Here is a 24,452-nt window from a genome sequence, read left to right as displayed (position 1 = left end):
TTGCATAAATAAAAAAACCAGTTACATTTTTGTAACTGGTTTCTACTTTTATATTTATTTTTAAAAATTATTATATTTCTGTAATTCTTAATGTGTTTACCATTCCTTTTTCCTGAATAGGCATTGCTGCTAAACTTACAAGCATATCTCCTTTTTCAAGGTAACCCATTTCTTGAGCCATTTTATTAACATCTTCTATAGTTTCATCTGTACTTACAAACTTATCGTAATAGAAAGCTTTAACTCCCCAAAGTAGATTAAGTTGCGTTAAAATACGTCTATTAGATGTAAATACTAATATATGAGACTTTGGTCGCCATGCTGAAATTTGAAAAGCAGTATATCCACTATTTGTTAATGTAGAAATGCCTTTTGCATCAATTTCGTTTGCCATTTGTGCTGCATGATAACAAATAGATTTTGTTATATAACGTTTTGTTCTAATAGTTGGTGGCATGTGTGGAACATTAATTAAATCACTATCCTCGACACTACGAATAATATCTGCCATTTGCTTAATAACTTGAACAGGATATTTACCTACACTAGTTTCTCCAGAGAGCATTACGGCATCTGCACCGTCCATAACAGAATTTGCTACATCGTTAACTTCTGCACGAGTTGGTGTTAAACTATCAATCATAGTTTCCATCATTTGCGTGGCAATAATTACCGGTATTCTAGCTTTTTTAGCACGTAAAACTAATTTTTTCTGTACTAAAGGCACTTCTTCGGCTGGGATTTCTACTCCTAAATCTCCACGAGCTACCATTAAACCATCACAATAAGCAACAATTTTATCGATGTTTGCTACACCTTCTGGTTTTTCAATTTTTGCTATAATTGGAATTTTATGGTCACTATGTTCTTTTATAAGTTCTTGTAATACCATTAAATCTTCTGCATGACGTACAAAAGATAGTGCTATCCAATCTACTTTTAGTTCGCAAGCAAATTTTGCATCTGCTATATCTTTTTCTGTTAAAGCAGGTTGAGATATATTTGTATTTGGAAGATTTACACCTTTTTTAGAACGTAAAGGACCTCCTTGAATAACTTTAGCTTTTACTTCTGTTTTTTTATCTGTTGAAACAACTTCGAAAATTAATTTTCCATCGTCTAAAAGAATACGCTCACCTTTTTTAGCATCTTGTGGAAACTTATCGTAAGTCATGTAAACGCGTTCTTTTGTACCTTCAAAACGTTCTCCAGTTGCAAAAATTATTTCATCTCCAGGTTTTACAAATACCTCACCTTTCATTACACCAACTCTAAGTTTTGGACCTTGTAAATCGGCAAGAATAGAAGCGTTGTAACCAAATTCATCATTAAGTTCGCGAATTATTTTTACACGTTCTTTTACATCTGCATAATCAGCGTGAGAAAAGTTTATTCTAAAAACATTAGCACCTTCGTCTAACATGCCTTTTAAAACTTTTTTTGAACTTGTTGCAGGACCTAATGTCGCTACTATTTTTGTCTTTTTTCTTTTAAACATTAGTTAAATATTAGTTGATTTTTAGATTTTAAACTTTCAGTATCTATACTGTAAGCTGTAATTACTTGATTTATTTTTAGTATTTTCTCTAAAATAATTTTCTCCTTATTTGGCGAAAAATTATTACTTATTTTAAGTAAATAGTTTGCTTTACTATATTCAGACACCAAATGATGTGTTTTTGTTATAACTTGATTTGCACTAAATAGTGAATCTAAACCGTCGTTAAAATCATTTGTAATTATTTTACAGTTATTAGATACTAGATTCCAGATTTTAAACTGTGTTTTGTCTTCCCATTCAAAAATAGAAAAGGCTGTTTTCTGGTTGTTGTTATCGACGTCTTTGTCTTGTCTCTTAAGTTTTAAGTCTAAAACTTTGTTTAATAAAAAGGCCAATCGATAATCTTCAATTGTACAATGAATACCAATAAGTGAGAAATTTTCTTCTTCTAAAAAATCATTTAAAACGAGTTTTTTTATTGCCATATTAATACTATTTGCACATAGACAGAATTGTAAATATAGTATTTAAAATGGTTTGTAGTACCTTATTTTACTGAATATTAACAAGAATATAATACGAAAACGTTGTAGTGTTTGCGTGTTTTCTTTTTAGGCTTAAAAAAACTAAAGATAATTAAGAAAAAACTTTTGATATTTGATTTTGAAAAACAAAAAAAGCACGCTTTGAGGCTTTTTCTTCAGCTTTCTTTTTTGATGTAGCTCTTCCTTTTGCAACAATTTTATTATCTATAGATAGTTTTACAGAGAAATGACGCATATTATCGTTACCTGTATCTTCATAAACATGGTAGTCGAAAGTCTTTTTTTCTTTCTGGCACCACTCAATTAATAAACTTTTATAGCTAATTACTTTGCCTTCTAGCTGTTCTATATCTACAAATGGTGTAATAACGCGTTTATAAATAAACTTTTCACATGCTTTATAGCCATCGTCTAGATATATGGCTCCAACTAAAGATTCAAACAAGTTTCCATGTATATTATCTCCAAATTGGCCTTTAGGTATTTTGCTTTCAACTAAATTTATTAGTTTTAAATTACGCCCTAATTCATTTAAATGCTCTCTACTTACTATTTTAGAACGCATTTTTGTAAGATAGCCTTCGTCTCCGCTAGGCACTTCAATATACAAGTGATGTGCAATTACTGCGCTAAGCATAGCATCGCCTAAAAACTCCAAACGCTCATAGTTAACAAGATTGCCTTTGTTGTTTTTTATATTCATAGAACGATGTGTAAACGCTGTTTTAAAGTGTTTAATCGTTTTTGGCTTGTAGCCTATAATTTCAGAAATTGTTGTAAAGAATTCTCCTTTATCTTCTTTAGACTTTGAGAATATGTTTCGAATTCTTTTCATTCAAATTCTAATCTAACTTTTTAAATAATACACAAGCATTATGTCCGCCAAAACCAAAAGTGTTACTCATTGCAACTTTTATATCACGTTTTTGAGGTTGGTTTAGCGTTAAGTTTAGATTAGGATCTATATTTTCATCAATATTTTCGTGGTTAATAGTTGGAGGAACGATACCATGTTCCATTGCTAAAATAGAAGCAATAGATTCAATAGCACCAGCAGCACCAAGTAAGTGACCAGTCATTGATTTTGTAGAATTAATATTAATTGTTTTAGCGTGGTCGCCAAAAACTTCTGTAATTGCTTTAAGTTCTGCAACATCTCCAAGTGGTGTAGATGTTCCGTGTGTATTTATGTGGTCTACGTCTTCAGGCTTTAAACCAGCATTTTCTAAACAATTTCTCATTACTGCCATAACACCTATTCCGTCTGGATGTGGTGCTGTCATATGGTGAGCGTCGCTAGACATTCCTCCACCTACAACTTCGGCATAAATTTTTGCGCCTCTAGCTTTGGCATGTTCATATTCTTCAAGAATAATAGCTCCAGCTCCTTCACCTAATACAAAGCCGTCTCTTGTGGCGTCAAAAGGTCTTGAGGCTGTTTCTGGGCTTTCATTTCTTGTAGATAATGCATGCATAGCATTAAATCCTCCCATTCCAGCGATAGTTACTGCGGCTTCACTTCCTCCTGTAACTATAACATCGCATTGTCCTAAGCGAATGTAATTTAAAGCATCTATCATAGCGTTAGCAGATGATGCACAGGCAGATACGGTTGTATAGTTAGGTCCCATAAATCCATTTTTAATAGATATGTTTCCTGGTGCTATATCTGCAATCATTTTTGGGATAAAGAAAGGATTAAATCTTGGTGTTCCATCTCCTTCAGCAAAGTTTAATACTTCGTTTTGGAAAGTTTCTAAACCTCCAATTCCGGCTCCCCAAATAACACCAACTCTAAGTTTGTTGATGGTATCTAAATTTAGGTTCGCGTCCGCAATAGCCTCATCAGATGCGACCATTGCGTACTGCGTAAACCTATCCATTTTTCGCGCCTCTTTTCTGTCTAGAAAATCGGTTGCGACAAAGTTTTTTAATTCACAAGCGAATTTTGTTTTAAACTTTTCAGTATCAAAATACGTAATAGGTGCGGCACCACTTTTACCGTTAATTAAGGCATTCCAATATTCATCTTTGGTATTACCAATTGGTGTAAGTGCTCCAAGACCCGTAACTACAACTCGCTTTAGTTCCATAAAATTCGTGCTTATTTTGCAGCTTCAATATATGATACAGCTTGACCAACTGTTGCAATGTTCTCTGCTTGGTCATCTGGAATTTGGATATCGAATTCTTTTTCGAATTCCATAATTAATTCAACAGTGTCTAACGAATCTGCTCCTAAGTCGTTTGTGAAGCTAGCTTCTGTTACAACTTCGTTTTCGTCAACACCTAATTTGTCTACGATTATCGCTTTTACTCTTGATGCAATGTCTGACATAATTTTAATTTTTTTAGTTTTAATTAAGAGGCAAAAATAAAAAACTTTATTTTAAAACCATTCTTTCTTTTAAAAAAGACTCCGAAAGTTAATAATTTATTTCGAGGAATTTTGGTTTTAGCCCGTAATTGTTAATAATTATTCTTTTTTTTGTTTGAAGATTTAACATTGAATACTAGAAAATGAAACGTGTAGTAATTTTTGCGTCCGGTAGCGGAAGTAATGCTGAAAATTTAATAAGGTTTTTTCAAAATAGAGACAATGCGTCTGTAATTCAAGTACTAACTAACAATCCGCATGCCAAAGTGCTAGATCGTTGCAAAAAATTGAAAATTAGCGCTTTGTCTTTTAATAAAATTGCTTTTACAGAGACTGAAGATGTTCTAAATATTTTAAAATCTGTAAAGCCAGACTTAATTGTTTTAGCTGGTTTTCTCTGGAAATTCCCTGAGAATATTCTAAAACATTTTAATAATAAAGTAATAAATATACATCCAGCATTATTACCAAAATTTGGAGGTAAAGGTATGTATGGTATGCATGTTCATGAAGCAGTTATAAGACAAAAAGAAACCGAAACAGGTATAACAATTCACTACGTAAATGAGAATTATGATGAAGGAGCTATCATTTTTCAGGCAAAATGCGAGGTGAAAACGTCAGATTCTGCTCAAGATGTAGCAGAAAAAATTCATGAATTAGAAATGAAACATTTTCCTGAAGTGGTTGAAAATATATTAAACTCACAATAAAAAAATTGATTTTCGCTTTCACTTAAAATTATTATGAGTAAAAAAAAGAAAAAATATTACACTGTTTGGAAAGGGCATAAAACAGGCGTTTTTGATTCTTGGAATACATGTAAATCATTAATTAAAGACTTCGAAGGAGCTCAATACAAGTCTTTTGCAACCTTTGATGCAGCAAAAGAAGCTTTAAAAGGTAATTATTTCGATTATATAGGAAAAAACAAAAGTTTTAAAAGTGAGCTTTCTGCAGAGCAACTTAAAAAAATAGGACTCCCTAATTATAATTCAATAGCTGTAGATGCAGCTTCAAGTGGTAATCCTGGTATAATGGAATATCGTGGTGTAGATACTAAAACAAAACAACAACTTTTTATACAAGGTCCGTTTGAGCAAGGCACAAATAATTTGGGAGAATTTTTAGCATTAGTTCATGGTTTAAGTTTTTTAAAAAAACATGATAGCGATCGTATTATATACACAGACTCTAAAACAGCTATGAGTTGGGTTAGAAAAAAAACATGTAATTCTAAATTAGAGCGAAACTCTAAAAATAAACCTGTTTACGATTTGGTAGACCGTGCAGTAAAATGGTTAAAAGAAAACGATTACAAAACAACTATAGTAAAATGGGAAACTAAAGCTTGGGGAGAAATACCTGCAGATTTTGGTAGAAAATAAGAATTACATTAATTAATTTAAAACTATATAAAAATCGTATATTTGCCGCTTAAATTAAAACGCTTTTATGAGCAAATTAGTAATAGTAGGTACAGTAGCTTTTGATGCTATAGAAACACCTTTTGGTAAAACCGATAAAATTCTAGGAGGAGCAGCAACTTATATAGGTTTATCTGCTTCAAATTTTGACAATGTAAATGCAGCAGCAGTATCTGTTGTTGGTGGAGATTTTCCGCAAGAATATTTAGATCTATTAACAGATAGAAATATTGATATAGAAGGTATAGAAATTGTAAAAGATGGAAAAACTTTCTTTTGGAGTGGTAAATATCATAACGATATGAACTCTAGAGATACTTTAGCAACAGAGTTAAATGTATTAGAGCATTTTACACCTGTAGTTCCAGAGAGTTATAAGGATGCAGATATTGTTATGCTTGGAAACCTACATCCACTTACACAGCAAAGTGTTTTAGACCAAATGTCTAAAAAACCAAAATTAGCAATTTTAGATACCATGAATTTCTGGATGGATATTGCTATGGATGATTTAAAAGCTGTTTTAAAAAATGTAGATGTTATTACAATTAACGATGAAGAAGCTCGCCAGTTATCTGGAGAATACTCTTTAGTAAATGCAGCTAAGAAAATTCACGAAATGGGACCACAATATGTTGTAATTAAAAAGGGAGAGCATGGCGCACTACTTTTTAATGAAGGCAATATGTTTTATGCACCAGCATTACCACTCGCAGAAGTTTTTGATCCAACAGGAGCAGGAGATACATTTGCAGGAGGTTTTTCTGGATATATTGCAAAAACAGGAAACATCTCTTTTGAAAATATGAAGAATGCTGTTATTTATGGATCTGCATTAGCATCTTTTTGTGTCGAGAAGTTTGGTACAGAGCGTATGCTTACTTTAACAGATAAAGAAATATTTGAGCGTCTACAACAATTCAAGGATTTAACACAATTCGAAATAGAATTAAAATAAATTTACGCGCTCATTATTGAGCGCGTTTTTTATTTATTAGAATTTAGTATATAATAAATAAATTTAGCGACTAAATTTGTAGCTAAAATTAAAAACAACTCACAACACAACAACAATGAGTGATGCTTTAAAACACGAGTGCGGTATTGCACATATTAGACTATTAAAACCTTTAGAATTCTATAAAGAAAAGTATGGAAGTGCATTTTATGGAGTAAATAAAATGTATTTAATGATGGAAAAGCAACATAATCGAGGTCAAGATGGTGCAGGCTTTGCTAGTATTAAATTAGACACTAAACCTGGAGAACGTTACATAAGTCGAGTTAGGTCTATACAACAACAACCTATTCAAGATATTTTTGCTCAAATTAACGAACGTATTAATAACGAGTTAGAAGCACATCCAGAGTATAATGATAATGTAGCGCTTCAAAAAAAGCATATTCCGTATATTGGAGAAGTGCTTTTAGGCCATGTACGTTATGGTACTTTTGGTAAAAACAGTGTAGAAAGTGTTCATCCATTTTTAAGGCAAAATAACTGGCAACACAGAAATTTAATTCTTGCCGGTAATTTTAATATGACCAATGTAAAAGAACTTTTTGGTAATTTAGTAGAGCTTGGTCAACATCCCAAAGAATATACAGACACTATTACCATAATGGAAAAAATAGGTCATTTTCTTGATGATGCTGTTAGTAAAATTTATAAAAAACTTAAAAAAGAAGGTTACAAAAAAAATGAATGCTCACCTTTAATAGCAGAGCGTTTAAACGTTGCAAAAATATTAAAAAGAGCTGCAAAAAACTGGGATGGAGGTTATGCCATGGCAGGATTAATGGGTCATGGAGATAGCTTTGTTTTAAGAGATCCAGCAGGAATTCGTCCAGCATATTATTACAAAGACGACGAAATAGTTGTTGTAGCTTCCGAAAGACCTGTAATACAAACTGTTTTTAATGTAGAATTTGATGATGTAAAGGAACTTGAACCAGGTCATGCTATTATTACAAAAAAGTCTGGAGAAGTTGCTATTAAGCAAATTCTAGAGCCCTTGGAACGTAAGGCTTGTTCTTTTGAACGTGTTTATTTTTCGAGAGGAAGTGACGCAGAAATTTATCAAGAACGTAAAATGTTAGGGCGTCTATTAATGCCTGAGGTTTTAAAAGCCATAGATAATGACACAGCAAACTCAGTATTTTCATATATTCCAAATACAGCTGAAACTTCTTTCTTTGGAATGATTGAAACCGTTGAAGAACACTTAAATCAAAGAAAAACTCAAGCAATTTTAGATGGAGGAGGAAAGCTGTCTAAAGAAACTGTAGTTGAAATTTTAAAAGAAAGACCTCGTATAGAGAAAATTGCAATTAAAGATGTTAAGCTAAGAACTTTTATTACTGAAGATAGTAGCCGAGATGATTTAGTAGCACATGTTTACGATGTAACCTATGGTGTTATTAAACCAACAGATAACCTTGTTATTATTGATGATAGTATTGTACGTGGTACTACTCTAAAAAAGAGTATTATTAAAATGATGGATAGATTACATCCTAAAAAAATTGTAATAGTTTCGTCTGCTCCGCAAATACGTTTTCCTGATTGCTATGGTATTGATATGGCAAATTTAGAAACATTAGTAGCATTTAATGCAACCTTAGAATTATTAAAGGAAAACAATAAGTATCATCTTGTAGAAGAGGTTTACCATAAGTGTAAAGCGCAAGAAAGTTTAGCAGATAAAGATGTAAAGAATTTTGTAAACGAAATATATAACCAGTTTACAACTGAGGAAATATCAGCTAAAATATCTCAATTGTTAAGTGATGATTCTGTAAATGCAGAAGTAGAAATTATTTTTCAATCTGTAGATAATTTACATAAAGCATGTCCTAAAAACTTAGGCGACTGGTATTTTACAGGAAATTACCCAACAGTTGGAGGAAACAGAGTAGTAAATAGAGCGTTTATTAATTTCTATGAAGGAAATAAAGAACGAGCTTATTAATTGATTATCAGTATTTTATTTCATTTTATCTAAGTTTAATGCTTTTAATCTAAAAGATTTTTTAAACGATAATTTTTAATATATTTTTATTATACCATAACATAAGTAGGTTAAGATTATGGTAGATTTGGGGCAAAAAAAGCTGAACTAAAGTTCAGCTTTTTTTATGCAAATAGTTTACTTACAAGTAATTAAGAACTTTGTATTTTGTCTAAAAGCATTCTAAAACGCTCAATACTGTCGATGAAACGTATTTTAGCAGATATATTTGCCATTTATCTAAAAAAACAATTTTATTAAAAACTCTTCTTTATATTTGAGCTTACCATAACATAAGTAGGTTAAGTTCATGGTAGATTTGGGGCAAAAAAGCTGGACTCTCGTCCGGCTTTTTTATTTTTTAAAATTTAAAATACTTCTCTTTTAAAAATTATTGGGTTGTTAATTTAACAATATACTAAGCAAAAGTTTAACCAACTAAAATTAACTTAAAACTTAAAATTTATAACTAATACCAGTATATACACCAATAATGTATGGTCTAAAATTGCCAGAGGTTTCGTTGTAAGCATTAATTTGATACTTGAAAGTTGGCTCTAAATTAAATTTAACAGTTTTACTAAATTTATAATCTATACCAATTCCAGCATTAGCACTAAAACTTAAATTATTAATATTATTTGCCTCTCCAATTTTTGTTTTTCTATTTTCAACTTCAGTGACAACTTCATTATCACTTAAAAAGAATGTGCTAAATCCGCCTATTAAGTTTAATCCAAAACGTTTTTTTATTACAGAGTATTCAAGTTCTAAAGGAACTTCTAAATAACTAAGTCTTTGGCTTAGTGCAGCATTTAAATTATCATTAACAACTTCACTAATTTGTTGAACAGAAAAACTATTAGAACTTAATACAGATATATTTTGACCACTACTTGTAGGTATAAAGTTTATATTACGTAAAGGTACATTGCTAGGTGTATTAGTAACGTTTTCATAAACAATAATGTTTGCAGTATCGTAGCTTAAATTAAGTTTATTAATTCCAGATCGTACTTTTAATTTATCGTTTAGGGCATAACCAACATTTATTCCATAGCTTGTGTTTACTTCTCCATTTTTAGGATTGTCAATAAATTGATCGTGAATGTGAGAACCTTTGCCAAGAGTATTATAATAAACAGGTGCGGCATTTGCGTTTACCGTCCACCTGTTTATTTTTTCTTCTTTTTCATCAAGATCTTCAATCTTGGCAATAGCTTCTTCTATGGCGTTAGACGAGTTTGCGCTGTCTAGCTCCATCAATTTTTCTTCTTCTTTTTCCGTTTCACTTTTAGTTGAAGTAACATTTGCATTAGTTGCTACATTGTCTTGTATAATATCTTTACTATTTATATCAATTTTATTAGAATTAATAGTTTTATTGCTAGTGTTACCATTTAAAACAGTAGCATTTTGATTTGTTTTAGTTTCGTTTAGTGTGCTATTAACAATAGAATTATTATTTGTAATTGCTTTATTCGTTAAATTATTATTAGTCGATTTTAGTGGTTTGTTTTGGTTAATAAAATCATTTTTGCTTGTTGCACTTTTTGCAACATTATATAAATTTTTATTACCTAGATTTTTTCTATTTAAACTGTTTTTAGGGTTTAAAGAATTTGAAGAAGAATTAATTTCTGAATTATTAGTTTCAATTTTATCTTTACTTGAAGCAGCTACTGGATTAGTAATTGTTTTATTTTCTTTATTTATATTTTTTTGTAAAGAATTATCATTGTTTTTAACAGAACTATTTTTAGTATTAGTAAGTGTGTTGTCTTTTTGGCTATTAGTATTTACAATAGTTGTATTGGTTTTGGTATTTTGATTACTAAATATAAAGTTTCCAACAGAAAATAGTAAAAGCAATATAGCTGCAATAGCACTTAAACGTAGCCAAAGAGGAAAAACTGTTTTAGTTTTCTCTGGTTGATGGTTTATTTTACTTTGAATATTTTCCCAAACTTTATTGCTAGGCTTGGCTTCAAAATCTTTAAACTTTTCTTGAAAAAGTCTGTCTATTTGTTTTTTATCACTCATTATAAAGATTGAGAATTTAATCTCGTTTTATATTCTATTATTTTATTTTTTAAGGTCTGTCTAGCTCTTGCTAAGTTAGATTTTGATGTTCCAGATGTAATATTTAACATTTGTGCTATGTCTTTATGAGAATAGCCATCCATAACATATAGGTTAAAAACCAAACGGTAACGGTCTGGTAATTCTTGAATAATTTTTAATAAATAATCTAAAGGGATGTTATCTTCATCTTCAATAGTAATTGCTTCATCCTCAATTAAATCTTCATTTACAATATCAAAAACACCTTGTGTTCTATAACGCTGTAATGCGGTATTAATAGTAATTCGTTTTAACCAACCTTCAAAAGAACCTTTGTTTTTATATTGTTCTATTTTTTTAAAAATAGTAATAAACGCATCTTGTAAATTATCTTCTGCTTCTGCATAGTTGCGTGAATACTTTAAGCTTAAAGAAAACAATTTGCTTGAGTAGAGCTTATATAGTTCGCTTTGTGCTTTAGCATCATTAATCTTACAATTTTGTATGAGTTTCTCTAAACTCAAATTAAATCCATGTTTTTAATTAGTAATTATCCTAATACAGGAACTTCTATTGTTAAATAAACATCTTCTCCTTCATCATTTTTGCTTTCCCAAAACTTAAATACATAAGAACCAGTTTCTGTTGCTGTAAAATTGAAACTAGCCTCAAATGGTGTATTTAACTCTTCACAGTTTGTGTTATTTTGAAAAACAGTACCAATAATAACAACTGTTCTATTATTTTGGTTTTTTTTATAAAATATATCACTAAAAGTGTGACATGAAGTTGGTTTTAAATAAGTTACTGTAATTTCATAAGTTTCATTTAAAACAAATTCATCTGGTAAAATTACCGATTCAACTGGCATTGGGTCTTGGTACATTACAAAAGAATCGTCATTTGTGCTGCAAGAGAACAATATAAGGCCAATTATTAAAACAATAATTTTTTTCATTTCTAGTTACTGTTGTACATGTATTTATAAGTAGATGTGAAAATGTTTAAAAGGTTGCGTATAAAAATAAAAAAATCCCGAAAAAATCGGGATTTAATAATTACATATCGTCTTTAATTGCTTGTTTTATTTTTTGTTCAAGCTCTTCAAATAGTTCCGGATTGTCTTTTATAATAGCTTTTACAGCGTCTCGACCTTGTCCTAATTTGGTGTCTTCATAACTAAACCAAGAACCTGCTTTTTTTACAATTTCTTTTTCTACGGCAACATCTAAAATTTCACCAACTTTGCTAACACCTTCACCATACATTATATCAAACTCAGCTAATTTAAAAGGTGGTGCTACTTTGTTTTTAACAACTTTAACTCTTGTTTTATTACCCATTACTGAACCGTCTGTACCTTTTATTTGGGTAGAGCGTCTAATGTCTAATCGTACCGAAGCATAAAATTTAAGTGCATTACCACCAGTTGTAGTTTCTGGGTTACCAAACATTACACCAATTTTTTCACGTAATTGGTTAATAAAAATTACAGTACAATTGGTTTTGCTAATAGATGCTGTTAATTTTCTTAAAGCTTGAGACATTAAACGAGCGTGTAATCCCATTTTACTATCTCCCATTTCACCTTCAATTTCACTTTTTGGTGTTAAGGCTGCAACAGAATCTACTACAACTATATCAATAGCTCCAGAACGAATTAAATTATCTGCAATTTCTAATGCTTGCTCACCATTATCTGGTTGCGAGATTATTAAATTGTCTATATCAACACCTAATTTTTCAGCATAAAAACGATCGAATGCATGTTCTGCATCAATAAATGCTGCAATACCTCCTGCTTTTTGAGCCTCTGCAATGGCGTGTAATGTTAATGTTGTTTTACCAGAAGATTCTGGACCGTAAATTTCTATTACTCTTCCTCTTGGATATCCACCAACACCTAAAGCAATATCTAAACCTAAAGAACCAGAAGGAATGGCTTCTACATCTACAACTGCAGCATCACTCATTTTCATTACAGTTCCTTTTCCGTAGGCTTTATCTAATTTATCTAAAGTTAGTTTTAGTGCTTTTAATTTTGCGTCTTTTTCACTGCTCATAATCTTTTTTTTATCTATTTGTTGTGCTAAAATACCACTTTTTTAATCTTTTTTTTAATTTCTCACGCAACCTTTTAAACATTTTTACATCTACTAATAAAGGTGGGAAAATTTTGGCTATGAAAAAGAAAAATTAACCTCACTTTTTAAACTATCATGTTCAATTTTTAAGTGTAATAACATGAGATATTTAAAAAAAATATTAACATCAAAAACATTAGGTGTTTCAGTAGCCGTTTTAGTAAACAGCAGCTGTAAAGCCGATGGAGGTTAGCTCGTTAAATTTTTTAGAAATAAAAAAAATTAATAACGAGTTAGTCTATTAAAAGTCCTTTGCAAAGTGCAAAGGACTTTTTTTTGTTTAAAACTAAAAGTAAATCAATCAAAAATTTATTTTATAAGTTTTAAATATTTTGAAGCTGCTTTTAACTTAATTACCAACATCTTTAATAAGCTCAAGCTTGCTCAGTTCATTAAATATAGTACCTTTGCAAAAATTATTCTTTAACCTTAAAAACTAGTATAGCATGCAACTGTACAACAAATTAAGCGCCAAAGAAAGAGCAGAGCTTATAGAAAAAGCAGGAAAAGATCGTTTAACATTATCGTTTTACGCTTATGCTCAAATTGGCAATCCACAACAATTACGCGATAATTTATTTATTAAATGGGACAGTTTAGACGTTTTGGGACGTATTTACATAGCTCATGAAGGTATTAATGCGCAACTTTCTTTACCAGCCGATAATTTTGAAGCTTTTAAAACACATTTAGATAGCATAGATTTTTTAAATGGTATCCGCTTAAATATTGCTATCGAGCAAGACAATATGTCTTTTTTAAAGCTAAAAGTTAAAGTGAGAGATAAAATTGTAGCCGATGGTTTAAACGACGATTCTTTTGATGTTACAAATAAAGGAATACATCTTTCAGCTAAAGATTTTAACGAGATGCTGTCTAACCCAAACACAGTTTGCGTAGATATGCGAAACCATTACGAAAGCGAAATTGGTCATTTTGATGGAGCTGTTACTCCAGATGTAGATACATTTAGAGAGAGTTTAGATATTATTGAAGCAGATTTACGAGAACATAAAGAAGACAAAAACCTTTTAATGTATTGTACTGGAGGAATACGTTGTGAAAAAGCGAGTGCTTATTATAAGCATAAAGGTTTTAAAAACGTATACCAATTAGAAGGTGGTATTATAGAATATACTAGGCAAGTAAATGCAGAAGGTATAGAGAATAAATTTATTGGAAAAAACTTTGTTTTCGATGATAGGCGTGCCGAAAAAATAAGTGACGATGTTATAGCAAAATGTCACCAGTGCGGTAGTCCTTTCGATGTGCATACCAATTGCGCAAACGATGCCTGCCATCTACTTTTTATACAGTGCGATAGTTGTAAAGAAGAAATGAATAATTGTTGTTCAACTACATGTCAAGAAATACATGCTTTACCATTTGAAGAGCAGAAAGCATTAAGAAAAGGACAAGGAAATAGTAATGATATCTTTAAAAAAGGAAGAGCAGACCACTTACCTTATAAAAAAGATTTGAGAAATATATTTGAAACCTTTAAAAAAGAATAATTGATCAATACATAAACTATATTTAACCTCGCAAATTTTAAAATCTGTGAGGTTTTTTTATAAATTTAATTGTTTTGTTTGCTTAAAAAATGGATACATTATATTTTATAAGATTTTATTTATAACAACTTAATAAACAAATATTTAAAGTGAAATTAAATAAGATTTAAAATCCAAAACATTTAAATTTTTTAGGTCATAATAATAATCTTATCTTTACCGTTAGCTTTTATATAAAGCTGAAAAGAGTTTACTTCAGTTAAAATAAAAGAATATTAATCGTCTTCTGAATTCATGTTAGAACCTTATAATTAAGTATAATATGTTCAGAATCAATATATAAATACAAATATGGCTTGCGCAAGTTGTACAACTAAAGACGGCTCACCTAAGGGCTGCAAAAATAACGGTACTTGTGGTACAGACAGCTGTAATAAACTAACCGTTTTCGATTGGTTAGCAAATATGTCTGTTCCTAATGGAGAAAAACCTTTCGATTTTGTTGAGGTTCGTTTTAAAAACGGAAGAAAACATTACTATAAAAATACAGAAAATTTAACTTTAGCAATTGGAGATATTGTTGCAACACAAGCACAAGCAGGTCATGATATTGGAATGGTAACCTTAACAGGTGAATTAGTACGCGTTCAAATGAAACGCAAAAAAATAAAAGAGAAGCCAGAAGATGTTTTAAAAATATATAGAAAAGCATCACAAAAAGATATCGATATTTGGAGCGATGCACGCGATAAAGAAGAACCTATGAAGGTTCGAGCTAGACAGTTTGCTATTGACTTAAAGCTTCAAATGAAGATTTCAGATATTGAGTTTCAAGGCGATGCAAGTAAAGCAACTTTTTATTATACTGCCGAAGAACGTGTAGATTTTAGAGAACTTATTAAGGTTTTTGCAAGAGAGTTTAGAACGCGAATAGAAATGAAACAAGTAGGTTTCAGGCAAGAAGCCTCAAGACTTGGCGGAATTGGTTCTTGTGGTCGTGAGTTATGTTGTTCTACATGGTTAACAGATTTTAGATCTGTAAGCACAAGCGCAGCTCGATATCAACAATTATCCTTAAATCCGCAAAAATTAGCAGGGCAATGTGGTAAATTAAAATGCTGTTTAAACTACGAATTAGATTCATATCAAGATGCCTTAAAAGCATTTCCAAAAACAGACACAAAATTATATACAGAAAAAGGCACCGCAGTTTGCCAGAAAACAGATATTTTTCAAGGATACATGTGGTATGCCTACGAAGGAGAGTGGATGAACTGGCACAAAATAACAACAGATCAAGCTAGAGAAATTATAGAGTTAAATAAGAAAAAACAAAAAATTGCTAGCTTAGAAGAATACGCATCAAAGTTAATAGAAGAGGCTAAAGTTGAGTTCGAAAATGTAGTAGGGCAAGATAGTTTAACACGTTTCGATAGTCCAAAAGGCAATAAAAAACGTAGAAATAACAAGAACAGAAACCGTAATAAAAAAAACAATTCAAATACAAACCCAAACAATAATACTAATAAAAGGCCTCAAAATAAAAAAACCAATAAGCCAAAACCAAAACCAAAATCTAGGCCAAGGCCACAAGGAAAGTCTCAAAACAATACCAAGAATGCAAAATAAAACGTTTTACTTTTTTTTATTTTTAAGCTTATTTTTGTGGTCTTGCGATTCTAAAAGTGTATTCGATGATTATGAAACAGTTCCAGAAGTTTGGAATAAAGATAATACTGTAAGCTTTAAAGTAAATCCACCAGACTCAACAAAAGCATATAATCTATTTGTAAATTTACGTAATACTAATGCCTACAAATACAGTAATATATTTTTAATTGTTGAAATGAATTTTCCTCATGGAAAAAGTATTGTGGATACTTTAGAATATAAAATGGCAAAACCCAATGGAGAATTTTTAGGAACAGGTTTGTCAAGCATAAAAGAAAATAAATTATGGTATAAAGAAGGTGTTATTTTTAACGAAACCGGAGAGTATACAGTAAATATAAATCACGCTATGCGTGAAAATGGAGAAGTTAATGGTATCGCTAATTTAGAAGGTATTACAGATATTGGCTTTAGAATAGAAAAAACAGAATAAATATAATTTTTGCAGCATAATTTAGTTTTGTTAATTACTGTAGAAATAAATTAAAATATTAAATATTAGGCACTTATTTATAAATGGCAAAGACAACAACAAAAGATAAACAAGAGCATCAAGGTTTCGAAAAATACGTGCGTTGGTTTTGGATGCTTTTTTTAGGAGGTATATTATCTTTCACACTACTGTTTTTATTAGCTTCTTGGAGTGTTTTTGGAGAAATGCCAGACCATACGGTATTAGAAAACCCAAAAACAAATTTAGCTACAGAAATTATTTCTAGCGATGGTAAAACAATAGGGAAATTTTATTTTGACGATAATAGAACTCCAGTAAAATACGATGAACTTCCTAAAAACTTAGTAGAAGCTTTAGTAGCAACAGAAGATGCAAGATATTACGAGCATTCAGGAATTGATGGAAGAGGAACGTTAAGAGCTATTTTAAAACCTGGAAGTGGTGGAGCTAGTACAATTTCTCAACAATTAGCAAAAAACTTGTTTCATGGAGAAGGCTCAAGAAATATTGTTATGCGTGTCCTTCAAAAAGCAAAAGAATGGATTATTGCTATTCGTCTTGAAAGACAATATACTAAAGAAGAAATTATTGCAATGTATTTAAACATTGTAGATTTTAATAATAACGCAGATGGTATTCGTTCTGCATCAAATATTTATTTCGATAAAGAACCACAAGATTTAAATGTTAAAGAATCAGCCATGATTGTTGGAATGTTAAAGAATCCTTCTTTATACAATCCAAGACCAAATCGTAATCCAGTAGGTGTAAAAAACAGAAGAAATGTTGTGTTATCCCAAATGGAGAAATATGGCTACATTTCTGAAGCAACGAAAGATTCACTTCAAAAAACAGAATTAGATTTAAAATATTCTCCACAATCTCATAGAGATGGTACAGCCACTTATTTTAGAGAATATTTAAGAGCTTTCATGAAAGATTGGGCAAACGACAAAGCAAATAGAAAGCCAGATGGAACTAAATATAATATTAATAGCGATGGTTTAAAAGTCTTTGTTACTATAGACTCTCGTATGCAAAAATATGCAGAAGAAGCAGTAGGCAGGCATATGCCAAGATTACAAGCAGAATTTTTTAATCAAAATACACCAGAAAGAAACCCAACAGCTCCATTTTTAGACCTTACTAAAGAAGAAGAAAAAGATTTAATGACAAAAGCGATGCGTCGTGGAGAGCGTTGGAGAATTCTAAAAAACCAAGGTAAAAGCAATAAAGAAATTGAAGCTTCTTTTCAAGTACCTACAAAAATGACTGTTTTTAAATGGGAAAACGGTAAAGCTAGCGAAGTGGATACCATTATGAAACCAATAGATTCAATGCGTTATTACAAGTCGTTTTTGCGTACAGGAATGATGAGTATGGATCCACAAACAGGTCATGTAAAAGCGTGGGTTGGTGGTATGAATTATAGACACTTTCAATTCGATATGGTTAAACAAGGTAAACGTCAGGTAGGTTCAACATTTAAACCGTTTGTTTATGCCACTGCAATAGACCAATTACACATGTCGCCTTGTGATAAATTACCACTATCTCAAATAACTATTGAAGCCAATAAATATGGCAATCCAGAACCTTGGTCACCAAGTAACGATGGTGGAGATTATGGTGGAGATAAAACACTTAAAGATGCACTTGCAAACTCGGTTAACACTGTTACAGCAAGATTAATGGATAAAGTAGGACCACAACCAGTTGCAGATTTAGCAAGACGTTTAGGTGTAACTTCAGAGATTCCAGAGGTGCCTTCTATTGCATTAGGAACACCAGATATTAGTGTTTACGAAATGGTTGGAGCATACTCTGCTTTTGCAAATCAAGGTGTGTATACAAAACCTGTAATGATTGAGCGTATAGAAGATAAAAACGGAACTGTTCTATTTCAATTTACACCAGAAACTAGAGATGTTTTAAGTGCAGAATCTGCTTATGTAACCGTTAAGTTAATGGAGGGTGTTGTACAATCTGGATCTGGAAGTAGATTAAGAGGTAAGTGGAGAGGAAACCAAACGGTTTATAAGGAAATTATAACAGGTTATCCATACGAATTAAATAATCCAATAGCAGGAAAAACAGGAACAACACAAAACCAGAGTGATGGTTGGTTTATGGGAATGGTGCCTAATTTGGTAACAGGAGTTTGGGTTGGAGCAGAAGATAGAGCAGCTCACTTTAAAAGTATAACTTATGGGCAAGGTGCTGCAATGGCACTACCAATTTGGGGAATGTATATGAAGAGTTGTTATGAAGATGAGGATTTAAAAATTTCAACTGGAAATTTTGAGAAACCAAAAGACTTATCTATTGAAGTAGATTGTGATAAATATCAAGCCGATAATCCAGATGGCGATAACGATACGCCAACAGATGATATACCTGATGGTTTGGAGTTGTAGAAATTAATATTATAAAACAAAAAGCCCTTAAAATAATTATTTTAAGGGCTTTTTGTTTTTAAGTGCAACATTAATTAAACATGCTTTCCAACCTCAAAACCATGTTTACCTAAATATTGGTTTCCACTATCTATAGCATCTTCTTCAAGAGTGGTTCCCATAGAATCGTTCCAACGGTTTAAGTATCCAAATAAAGAAATTACACCAAGCATTTCTACAATTTCACCTTCGGTCCAATGTGTATTTAAACGTTCTTTTATATCAGCATTAACTGCATTTGGTACTTGCGAAGCAGCTAAAGAAAAATCTAAGGCAGCACGCTCAGCCTCGTTAAAAGCAGGATGCGTTCTATACTCCCAAATATTGTCTAACTGTTCTTGTTCTGCACCATAACGCTCTGCTGCTCTAATAGCATGTGCTTGGCAATAACGGCAACCAGTAGCATTACTAGAAACCCATGCAATCATGCGTTTTAAGGCTGAGGTTACACGACCTTCATTTGCCATTACAGCTTTATTTAAATTTATAAATGCTTTAGAAATAGCAGGTCTACGTTGCATGGTTAGCACAGAGTTAGGACAAAAGCCTAAAGTTTCATTAAAGAACTCTGCTAGTTTTTTAGTTTCTAAGTCGTATTCGGCATCTAAAGGTGTAACTAATGGCATATTTTGTTTTTTTAGTAGTATTTTTGAAAGTATCTAAATTAATAAAAAAAACTTCAATTATGGCGGATAAAGTGACAACTGTTTGGAAAGAAAAAATGATTTTTGAAAGTGATAATCCTAGTGGTTATAGTTTTAACTTAGGTGTTTCAGAAGAGGAAAACGATCCTTACAAACCATTAAGACCTAAGGCAGCAATGTTATCGTCTTTAGCAGCATGTTCTGGTTTAGATGTTGTTTCTGTTGCCGAAAAAATGAAAACAGAGTTTTCAGATTTCAACATTGAAGTTTCTGGAGAACTAACAGAAGAACACCCAAAAATATACCATACAGTAACTGTAGATTATCATTTTTATGGTAAAGATTTAAACGAAAAAAAAATAAAAAAGGCTGTAGATTTATCTATTGAAAAATACTGTGGTGTAATGGAAATGTTTAGGCAATTTGCAACAGTAAAAACTAAAATTCATTACCACTCAATTTAATAAATTGTTTATAATAGCGATACTGCTTAAAACCTAAACATCATATTTTTAATGCGTTGGACTTTAAAACCTAAACCAAATCAAGAAACTGTACAATTTTTACAACATGCGTTACAAGTAGAAGAACCTGTTGCTTCACTTTTAGCACAACGCGGTATTGAAACCTACGAGCAAGCAAAAGATTTTTTTAGGCCTAATTTAAAAGATTTGCACAATCCTTTTTTAATGAAGGATATGCAAAAAGCGGTCGAGCGTATTGAAAAAGCAATAGAAAACAACGAAAACATTTTAGTGTATGGTGATTACGATGTAGATGGTACAACTGCCGTATCACTTATGTCTTCATATTTAAAAAGTGAATATTCTAACGTAGCTACATACATTCCAGACCGTTATGATGAGGGTTATGGCATTTCTTTTCAAGGTATTGATTTTGCTGAAGATAATGGCTTCTCTTTAATTATAGCATTAGATTGTGGTATAAAAGCTATAGATAAAATCGCTTACGCGGAAGAAAAAAACATCGATTTTATTATTTGCGATCACCATAGACCAGGAGAAAACGTCCCAAATGCAATAGCCGTTTTAGACCCTAAACAAAGTGATTGTAATTACCCTTATAAAGAATTATGTGGTTGTGGTGTAGGTTTTAAATTAATACAAGCTTTAGCTTCAAAAAAAGGAAAAACCGTTGAAGATTTGCAAGAATATCTAGACTTGGTGGCTACAGCAATTGGTGCAGATATTGTTCCAATAACTGGAGAAAATAGAATATTAGCTTATTTTGGTTTACAAGTAATAAATAGTGCGCCAAGAGCTGGTTTTAAGGCGATAATAAATCAAATAAAAAAAGAAACACTAACTATTACGGATGTTGTGTTTGTAATTGCACCAAGAATAAATGCTGCAGGCAGAATGAAACATGGGCAATATGCTGTAGATTTATTAACCGAAACTAATGTAGAAACAGCCCAAGTTTACGCTCAGGAAATTGAAGATTTTAATAGCGATAGGCGTGCAGCAGATAAACAAATTACAGTAGAAGCATTACAACAAATAGAAGACAATAACGAAAAAGATCGTTTAACCTCTGTTGTTTACCAGCCAGATTGGCATAAAGGCGTTATTGGTATTGTAGCTAGTAGATTAATAGAAACGTATTACAGACCAACACTAGTATTCACCAAAAGTGGAGATAAGTTAGCTGCTTCTGCACGTTCTGTAAAAGGTTTCGATGTTTATAATGCTTTAGAGGCTTGTGCCGAACATATCGAGCAATTTGGTGGTCATAAATATGCTGCTGGCTTAACACTTAAAGAAGAAAACTACGAAGCCTTTAAGCAAAAGTTTGAACAAGTGGTACAAGCGACAATAGACAAAAGATTGTTAACTCCAGAAATTACAATAGATAGACAAATTGAACTTAACGATATTTCAGATAAATTCTACAGAATATTAAGTCAGTTTGCACCTTTTGGTCCAGGAAATATGTCTCCTGTTTTTATGAGTGATAATTTACAAGATACTGGTTATGGCAAATGTGTTGGCGAAGACAATAAACACTTACGAATAACAGTAAAGCAACCCAATAGCAACCCAATAGTATGCATTGGCTTTGGTCTTGGAGATAAACTTAATTTAATTAAAAACAATAACCGTTTTAAAGCTGTTTATTCTATAGATGAAAACGAGTGGCAAGGCAATGTGAGCTTGCAGTTGAAGTTGAGAGATTTACAGGAATAATTTATATTTTTTCGTTATAACTAATATGAAATTAAAAATCACGTTACTATTTGTTTTGGTCTTTGGAATAATTAATGCTCAAAATTTAGTAATAAATCCAAGTTTTGAAGAGTATAAAAAATGCCCAAAAAACTATAGTGAGTTTAATAATAATGTTTTAAGCTGGACTACAGCAAATAAAGGTACTAGTGATTATTATAATAATTGTAATACTACTTTTGGCAGTTTTAATCCGCGAGGTTTTCAAAACCCTCAAAATGGTGATGGTTTTGCAGGAATTGTTACTTATTACGAAGACAGATACAGTGCTGTAAGACATTACAGAGAGTATGTTCAAGGTGAGTTAAAGACACCTTTATTAAAAAATAAACGTTATTCCTTAAAAATCAGGATAAGTCTTGCAGATGAGTCTAATTTTGCTATCAATCAATTATCAGCCGTTTTTTTGGAGCATCCAATTAATATAAAAACTAAATCTTTTATTGATTTAAAAAACTTGAAAAAGGACTCTGTTATTTATAGTGAGGTATCTTTTAAAAAAGACACATATTTTACTACTAAGAAAAACTGGGTGACATTAGAAAAAAACTTTATAGCAAAAGGAAATGAAAAATATATTTGCTTTGGGAATTTTAATTCAAATGAAGCAACAGAAAAAATTAAAATAGGAAAATATTTTCTTCCTATAGAATCTTATTATTTTATAGATAATATAAAAGTTTCTCCTTTAGATACACAAGATTTTTTAGCAAACAATCTTTACGCTTTTAGTAATGTTTTATTCGATTTTGATAAAGTTATATTATTAAGTTCTTCATTAAAAGAATTAGATAAATTATACATTCATTTAAAAGAAAATAAACATCTTAATATAGAAATTTATGGCCACACAGATAATGTTGGAACTTTAAACCGTAATGAAGAGTTATCACTGCAACGTGCTCAATCTGTTTCAAATTATTTAATTAATAAAGGTTTAAAAAAAGAAAGAATACAATGGTTTGGTTTTGGTAGCTCTAAACCATTAGTAGAAAATTCTTCAGAAGATAATAGAGCAAAAAACAGACGCGTTGAGTTTAAACTAATTGAAAAAAATAAAATATAAGCACGTGTTACTTTACTTTTGTAACTTTTAAAATTATAAATTTTTAATGTCTAAAAACGATCCTTACGCAGCACTTAGGTTTAAAGAGTTTAACCTTTTTTTAATTATGCGTTTTTTATTGGTTTTTGCTTGGTCTATGCAATTTATTGTTATAGAATGGCAAGTTTATGCTTTAACTAAAGATCCTTTATCGCTTGGTATTATAGGTTTAATGGAAATTATTCCAGCTTTTACAATGGCATTATTTGCAGGACATATTGTAGACCAACGCGAGAAACGAAATTTACTTGCTATTTGCTTAGCTGCATTTTCAATTATAAGTTTTGCTTTGTTTTGGTTAACGTCAGACACTGTTTCTCAAAGTTGGTCTAAAGACAGTTTGTTATATTCTATATATGCTTTAGTGTTTTTTGGTGGTTTTTTACGTTCCTTTTTTGGACCAACTATTTTTTCTTTAGTTGCTTTAATTGTGCCTAAAAAAATATACCCAAATGCCGCAACATGGAATAGCTCTACTTGGCAAATGTCTCGTGTTTTAGGTGTTGCCTTTGCTGGTTTTTCTATTGGTTGGATTGGTGTGCATTATTCACTATGTATTGTTTTTGCCTTGGTTATGGCGGCATTATTTATGGTTTTTCAAATTTCTAGAAAACCAATATTAAATCCTAAAATTGGAGAACCTGTAATGCAAAGTTTAAAAGAAGGTGTAAGCTTTGTGTTTAAAACAAAAGCCATTTTAGGAGCTATAACACTAGATATGGTTTCGGTTTTATTTGGTGGAGCAGTGGCACTTTTAGCTGTTTTTGCCGAAGATATTTTAAAAGTTGGACCACAAGGTTTTGGTATTTTAGTTGCCGCTCCATCGGTTGGTGCTTTTTTAACCATGTTAGTTACTGCATATATTCCAATAAGTAAAAATGCCGGAATGAAACTGCTAGTAGCTATTTTTGGCTTTGGAGTTTGTATTGTAGTTTTTGGTTTATCATCAACCTTTTGGATTTCTGTTGTGGCACTGTTTTTTAGTGGTGTAACAGATGGTGTTTCTATGGTAATTAGGCAAACCATTCTTCAGCTTAAAACACCAGATAATATGCGTGGTCGTGTATCGTCTGTAAATTCAATGTTTGTTGGTAGCTCTAACGAGTTAGGTGCTTTTGAAAGCGGATTAACAGCAAAACTTATGGGTACAGCTACTGCCGTTGTTTTTGGTGGAAGCATGACGCTAATTACGGTTGTTACAACTGCTATTGTATCTCCAAGTTTTAGGAAACTTGATTTAACTAAAGATTTTGAAGCAAACAATTAAAACCAAATTCCCTTATATTTGTTTAA

22 protein-coding genes are annotated in these 24,452 nt (G+C 31.3%); 12 read left to right on the top strand and 10 right to left on the bottom strand.

What is annotated here, in order from left to right:
* Positions 1-70 precede the first annotated feature (70 nt).
* From pyk to CLV86_RS08685, 5 genes are all read right to left on the bottom strand, one after another.
* Positions 71-1,498, bottom strand: coding sequence for a pyruvate kinase (gene pyk, locus CLV86_RS08705; RefSeq protein ID WP_121051662.1), 1,428 nt, complete (start codon positions 1,496-1,498; stop codon positions 71-73).
* On the bottom strand, positions 1,498-1,986 hold the full coding sequence (locus tag CLV86_RS08700) for an IPExxxVDY family protein (protein ID WP_121051659.1): 489 nt from the start codon (positions 1,984-1,986) through the stop codon (positions 1,498-1,500). Before CLV86_RS08700 ends, pyk begins: the two co-directional genes overlap by 1 nt.
* A 151-nt stretch (positions 1,987-2,137) precedes the next feature.
* Positions 2,138-2,881, bottom strand: a complete 744-nt coding sequence (gene rnc / locus CLV86_RS08695) for a ribonuclease III (RefSeq protein WP_121051657.1) — start codon at positions 2,879-2,881, stop codon at positions 2,138-2,140.
* A gap of 7 nt (positions 2,882-2,888) precedes the next feature.
* Positions 2,889-4,139 carry a beta-ketoacyl-ACP synthase II gene (fabF, locus tag CLV86_RS08690; protein WP_076731488.1) on the bottom strand — a complete coding sequence of 417 codons (1,251 nt, stop codon included), beginning with the start codon at positions 4,137-4,139 and terminating at the stop codon, positions 2,889-2,891.
* Between the two features lie 11 nt (positions 4,140-4,150).
* Positions 4,151-4,384: an acyl carrier protein gene (locus CLV86_RS08685; protein ID WP_013869581.1), complete on the bottom strand. Its 234-nt coding sequence runs from the start codon at positions 4,382-4,384 to the stop codon at positions 4,151-4,153.
* 182 nt (positions 4,385-4,566) lie between these two features.
* Between CLV86_RS08685 and purN the strand changes: the two genes are divergently transcribed.
* From purN to CLV86_RS08665, 4 genes are all read left to right on the top strand, one after another.
* Positions 4,567-5,136: a phosphoribosylglycinamide formyltransferase gene (gene purN / locus CLV86_RS08680; protein WP_121051655.1), complete on the top strand. Its 570-nt coding sequence runs from the start codon at positions 4,567-4,569 to the stop codon at positions 5,134-5,136.
* Between the two features lie 33 nt (positions 5,137-5,169).
* A complete protein-coding gene (locus CLV86_RS08675; RefSeq protein ID WP_121051653.1) occupies positions 5,170-5,811 on the top strand; it encodes a ribonuclease H1 domain-containing protein in 642 nt (213 codons plus the stop codon).
* A 67-nt stretch (positions 5,812-5,878) separates the two neighbouring features.
* Positions 5,879-6,808: a PfkB family carbohydrate kinase gene (locus tag CLV86_RS08670; RefSeq protein ID WP_121051651.1), complete on the top strand. Its 930-nt coding sequence runs from the start codon at positions 5,879-5,881 to the stop codon at positions 6,806-6,808.
* A 115-nt stretch (positions 6,809-6,923) separates the two neighbouring features.
* On the top strand, positions 6,924-8,822 hold the full coding sequence (locus CLV86_RS08665; RefSeq protein ID WP_076731484.1) for an amidophosphoribosyltransferase: 1,899 nt from the start codon (positions 6,924-6,926) through the stop codon (positions 8,820-8,822).
* Positions 8,823-9,317: 495 nt separating this feature from the next.
* On the opposite strand, the gene CLV86_RS08660 is transcribed toward CLV86_RS08665, so the two are convergent.
* From CLV86_RS08660 to recA, 4 genes are all read right to left on the bottom strand, one after another.
* Positions 9,318-10,904, bottom strand: a complete 1,587-nt coding sequence (locus CLV86_RS08660) for a hypothetical protein (RefSeq protein ID WP_121051649.1) — start codon at positions 10,902-10,904, stop codon at positions 9,318-9,320.
* Positions 10,904-11,449, bottom strand: coding sequence for an RNA polymerase sigma factor (locus CLV86_RS08655; protein ID WP_121051648.1), 546 nt, complete (start codon positions 11,447-11,449; stop codon positions 10,904-10,906). The genes CLV86_RS08660 and CLV86_RS08655 overlap by 1 nt, the downstream gene beginning before the upstream one ends.
* 26 nt (positions 11,450-11,475) lie before the next feature.
* Positions 11,476-11,883 (bottom strand): hypothetical protein, encoded by a 408-nt coding sequence (locus CLV86_RS08650; RefSeq protein ID WP_076731481.1) that lies wholly within the window; start codon positions 11,881-11,883, stop codon positions 11,476-11,478.
* Between the two features lie 100 nt (positions 11,884-11,983).
* Complete coding sequence (gene recA / locus CLV86_RS08645) at positions 11,984-12,988, bottom strand: recombinase RecA (protein ID WP_076731480.1); 1,005 nt, start codon at positions 12,986-12,988, stop codon at positions 11,984-11,986.
* A 527-nt stretch (positions 12,989-13,515) separates the two neighbouring features.
* Between recA and trhO the strand changes: the two genes are divergently transcribed.
* From trhO to CLV86_RS08625, 4 genes are all read left to right on the top strand, one after another.
* The gene (gene trhO / locus CLV86_RS08640) at positions 13,516-14,583 is read left to right on the top strand and encodes an oxygen-dependent tRNA uridine(34) hydroxylase TrhO (RefSeq protein ID WP_076731479.1); all 1,068 of its coding nucleotides are present in this window, start codon (positions 13,516-13,518) and stop codon (positions 14,581-14,583) included.
* 351 nt (positions 14,584-14,934) lie between these two features.
* Entirely contained in the window at positions 14,935-16,212 is a 1,278-nt protein-coding gene (locus CLV86_RS08635; protein ID WP_121051647.1) for a PSP1 domain-containing protein, read from the top strand.
* A complete protein-coding gene (locus CLV86_RS08630) occupies positions 16,202-16,687 on the top strand; it encodes a gliding motility lipoprotein GldH (RefSeq protein WP_076731477.1) in 486 nt (161 codons plus the stop codon). Before CLV86_RS08635 ends, CLV86_RS08630 begins: the two co-directional genes overlap by 11 nt.
* 83 nt (positions 16,688-16,770) lie before the next feature.
* Complete coding sequence (locus CLV86_RS08625; RefSeq protein WP_121051645.1) at positions 16,771-19,125, top strand: penicillin-binding protein 1A; 2,355 nt, start codon at positions 16,771-16,773, stop codon at positions 19,123-19,125.
* Positions 19,126-19,199: 74 nt separating this feature from the next.
* Here the strand turns inward: CLV86_RS08625 and CLV86_RS08620 are convergent, their stop codons facing one another.
* A complete protein-coding gene (locus CLV86_RS08620) occupies positions 19,200-19,790 on the bottom strand; it encodes a carboxymuconolactone decarboxylase family protein (protein ID WP_121051643.1) in 591 nt (196 codons plus the stop codon).
* Positions 19,791-19,849: 59 nt separating this feature from the next.
* Between CLV86_RS08620 and CLV86_RS08615 the strand changes: the two genes are divergently transcribed.
* Genes CLV86_RS08615 through CLV86_RS08600 form a run of 4 tightly spaced genes read left to right on the top strand, consistent with a single transcriptional unit; the run spans position 19,850 to position 24,426 of the window.
* A complete protein-coding gene (locus tag CLV86_RS08615) occupies positions 19,850-20,272 on the top strand; it encodes an OsmC family protein (RefSeq protein ID WP_121051961.1) in 423 nt (140 codons plus the stop codon).
* A gap of 51 nt (positions 20,273-20,323) precedes the next feature.
* Entirely contained in the window at positions 20,324-22,015 is a 1,692-nt protein-coding gene (recJ, locus tag CLV86_RS08610) for a single-stranded-DNA-specific exonuclease RecJ (RefSeq protein WP_121051640.1), read from the top strand.
* A 25-nt stretch (positions 22,016-22,040) separates the two neighbouring features.
* Positions 22,041-23,120, top strand: coding sequence for an OmpA family protein (locus CLV86_RS08605; RefSeq protein ID WP_121051638.1), 1,080 nt, complete (start codon positions 22,041-22,043; stop codon positions 23,118-23,120).
* A 46-nt stretch (positions 23,121-23,166) separates the two neighbouring features.
* Entirely contained in the window at positions 23,167-24,426 is a 1,260-nt protein-coding gene (locus tag CLV86_RS08600) for an MFS transporter (RefSeq protein WP_076731472.1), read from the top strand.
* Positions 24,427-24,452 lie beyond the last annotated feature (26 nt).

It is taken from the genome of Lacinutrix venerupis (genome assembly GCF_003663945.1).
Lineage (GTDB): Bacteria > Bacteroidota > Bacteroidia > Flavobacteriales > Flavobacteriaceae > Lacinutrix > Lacinutrix venerupis.
The sequence above is the reverse complement of the archived record's forward strand: the minus strand, read 5'-3'. Positions and strand labels throughout refer to the sequence as shown.

What these genes read in the sequence shown, in the direction of transcription:
- recJ (WP_121051640.1), top strand. Translation starts at nt 20,324, where the DNA reads ATGCGTTGGACTTTAAAACCTAAACCAAATCAAGAAACTGTACAATTT.
- fabF (WP_076731488.1), bottom strand. Translation starts at nt 4,139, where the DNA reads ATGGAACTAAAGCGAGTTGTAGTTACGGGTCTTGGAGCACTTACACCA.
- CLV86_RS08630 (WP_076731477.1), top strand. Translation starts at nt 16,202, where the DNA reads ATGCAAAATAAAACGTTTTACTTTTTTTTATTTTTAAGCTTATTTTTG.
- CLV86_RS08615 (WP_121051961.1), top strand. Translation starts at nt 19,850, where the DNA reads ATGGCGGATAAAGTGACAACTGTTTGGAAAGAAAAAATGATTTTTGAA.
- CLV86_RS08660 (WP_121051649.1), bottom strand. Translation starts at nt 10,904, where the DNA reads ATGAGTGATAAAAAACAAATAGACAGACTTTTTCAAGAAAAGTTTAAA.
- CLV86_RS08700 (WP_121051659.1), bottom strand. Translation starts at nt 1,986, where the DNA reads ATGGCAATAAAAAAACTCGTTTTAAATGATTTTTTAGAAGAAGAAAAT.
- CLV86_RS08665 (WP_076731484.1), top strand. Translation starts at nt 6,924, where the DNA reads ATGAGTGATGCTTTAAAACACGAGTGCGGTATTGCACATATTAGACTA.
- CLV86_RS08625 (WP_121051645.1), top strand. Translation starts at nt 16,771, where the DNA reads ATGGCAAAGACAACAACAAAAGATAAACAAGAGCATCAAGGTTTCGAA.
- CLV86_RS08670 (WP_121051651.1), top strand. Translation starts at nt 5,879, where the DNA reads ATGAGCAAATTAGTAATAGTAGGTACAGTAGCTTTTGATGCTATAGAA.
- recA (WP_076731480.1), bottom strand. Translation starts at nt 12,988, where the DNA reads ATGAGCAGTGAAAAAGACGCAAAATTAAAAGCACTAAAACTAACTTTA.
- CLV86_RS08685 (WP_013869581.1), bottom strand. Translation starts at nt 4,384, where the DNA reads ATGTCAGACATTGCATCAAGAGTAAAAGCGATAATCGTAGACAAATTA.
- CLV86_RS08605 (WP_121051638.1), top strand. Translation starts at nt 22,041, where the DNA reads ATGAAATTAAAAATCACGTTACTATTTGTTTTGGTCTTTGGAATAATT.
- CLV86_RS08675 (WP_121051653.1), top strand. Translation starts at nt 5,170, where the DNA reads ATGAGTAAAAAAAAGAAAAAATATTACACTGTTTGGAAAGGGCATAAA.
- purN (WP_121051655.1), top strand. Translation starts at nt 4,567, where the DNA reads ATGAAACGTGTAGTAATTTTTGCGTCCGGTAGCGGAAGTAATGCTGAA.
- CLV86_RS08600 (WP_076731472.1), top strand. Translation starts at nt 23,167, where the DNA reads ATGTCTAAAAACGATCCTTACGCAGCACTTAGGTTTAAAGAGTTTAAC.
- trhO (WP_076731479.1), top strand. Translation starts at nt 13,516, where the DNA reads ATGCAACTGTACAACAAATTAAGCGCCAAAGAAAGAGCAGAGCTTATA.
- rnc (WP_121051657.1), bottom strand. Translation starts at nt 2,881, where the DNA reads ATGAAAAGAATTCGAAACATATTCTCAAAGTCTAAAGAAGATAAAGGA.
- CLV86_RS08620 (WP_121051643.1), bottom strand. Translation starts at nt 19,790, where the DNA reads ATGCCATTAGTTACACCTTTAGATGCCGAATACGACTTAGAAACTAAA.
- CLV86_RS08635 (WP_121051647.1), top strand. Translation starts at nt 14,935, where the DNA reads ATGGCTTGCGCAAGTTGTACAACTAAAGACGGCTCACCTAAGGGCTGC.
- CLV86_RS08650 (WP_076731481.1), bottom strand. Translation starts at nt 11,883, where the DNA reads ATGAAAAAAATTATTGTTTTAATAATTGGCCTTATATTGTTCTCTTGC.
- pyk (WP_121051662.1), bottom strand. Translation starts at nt 1,498, where the DNA reads ATGTTTAAAAGAAAAAAGACAAAAATAGTAGCGACATTAGGTCCTGCA.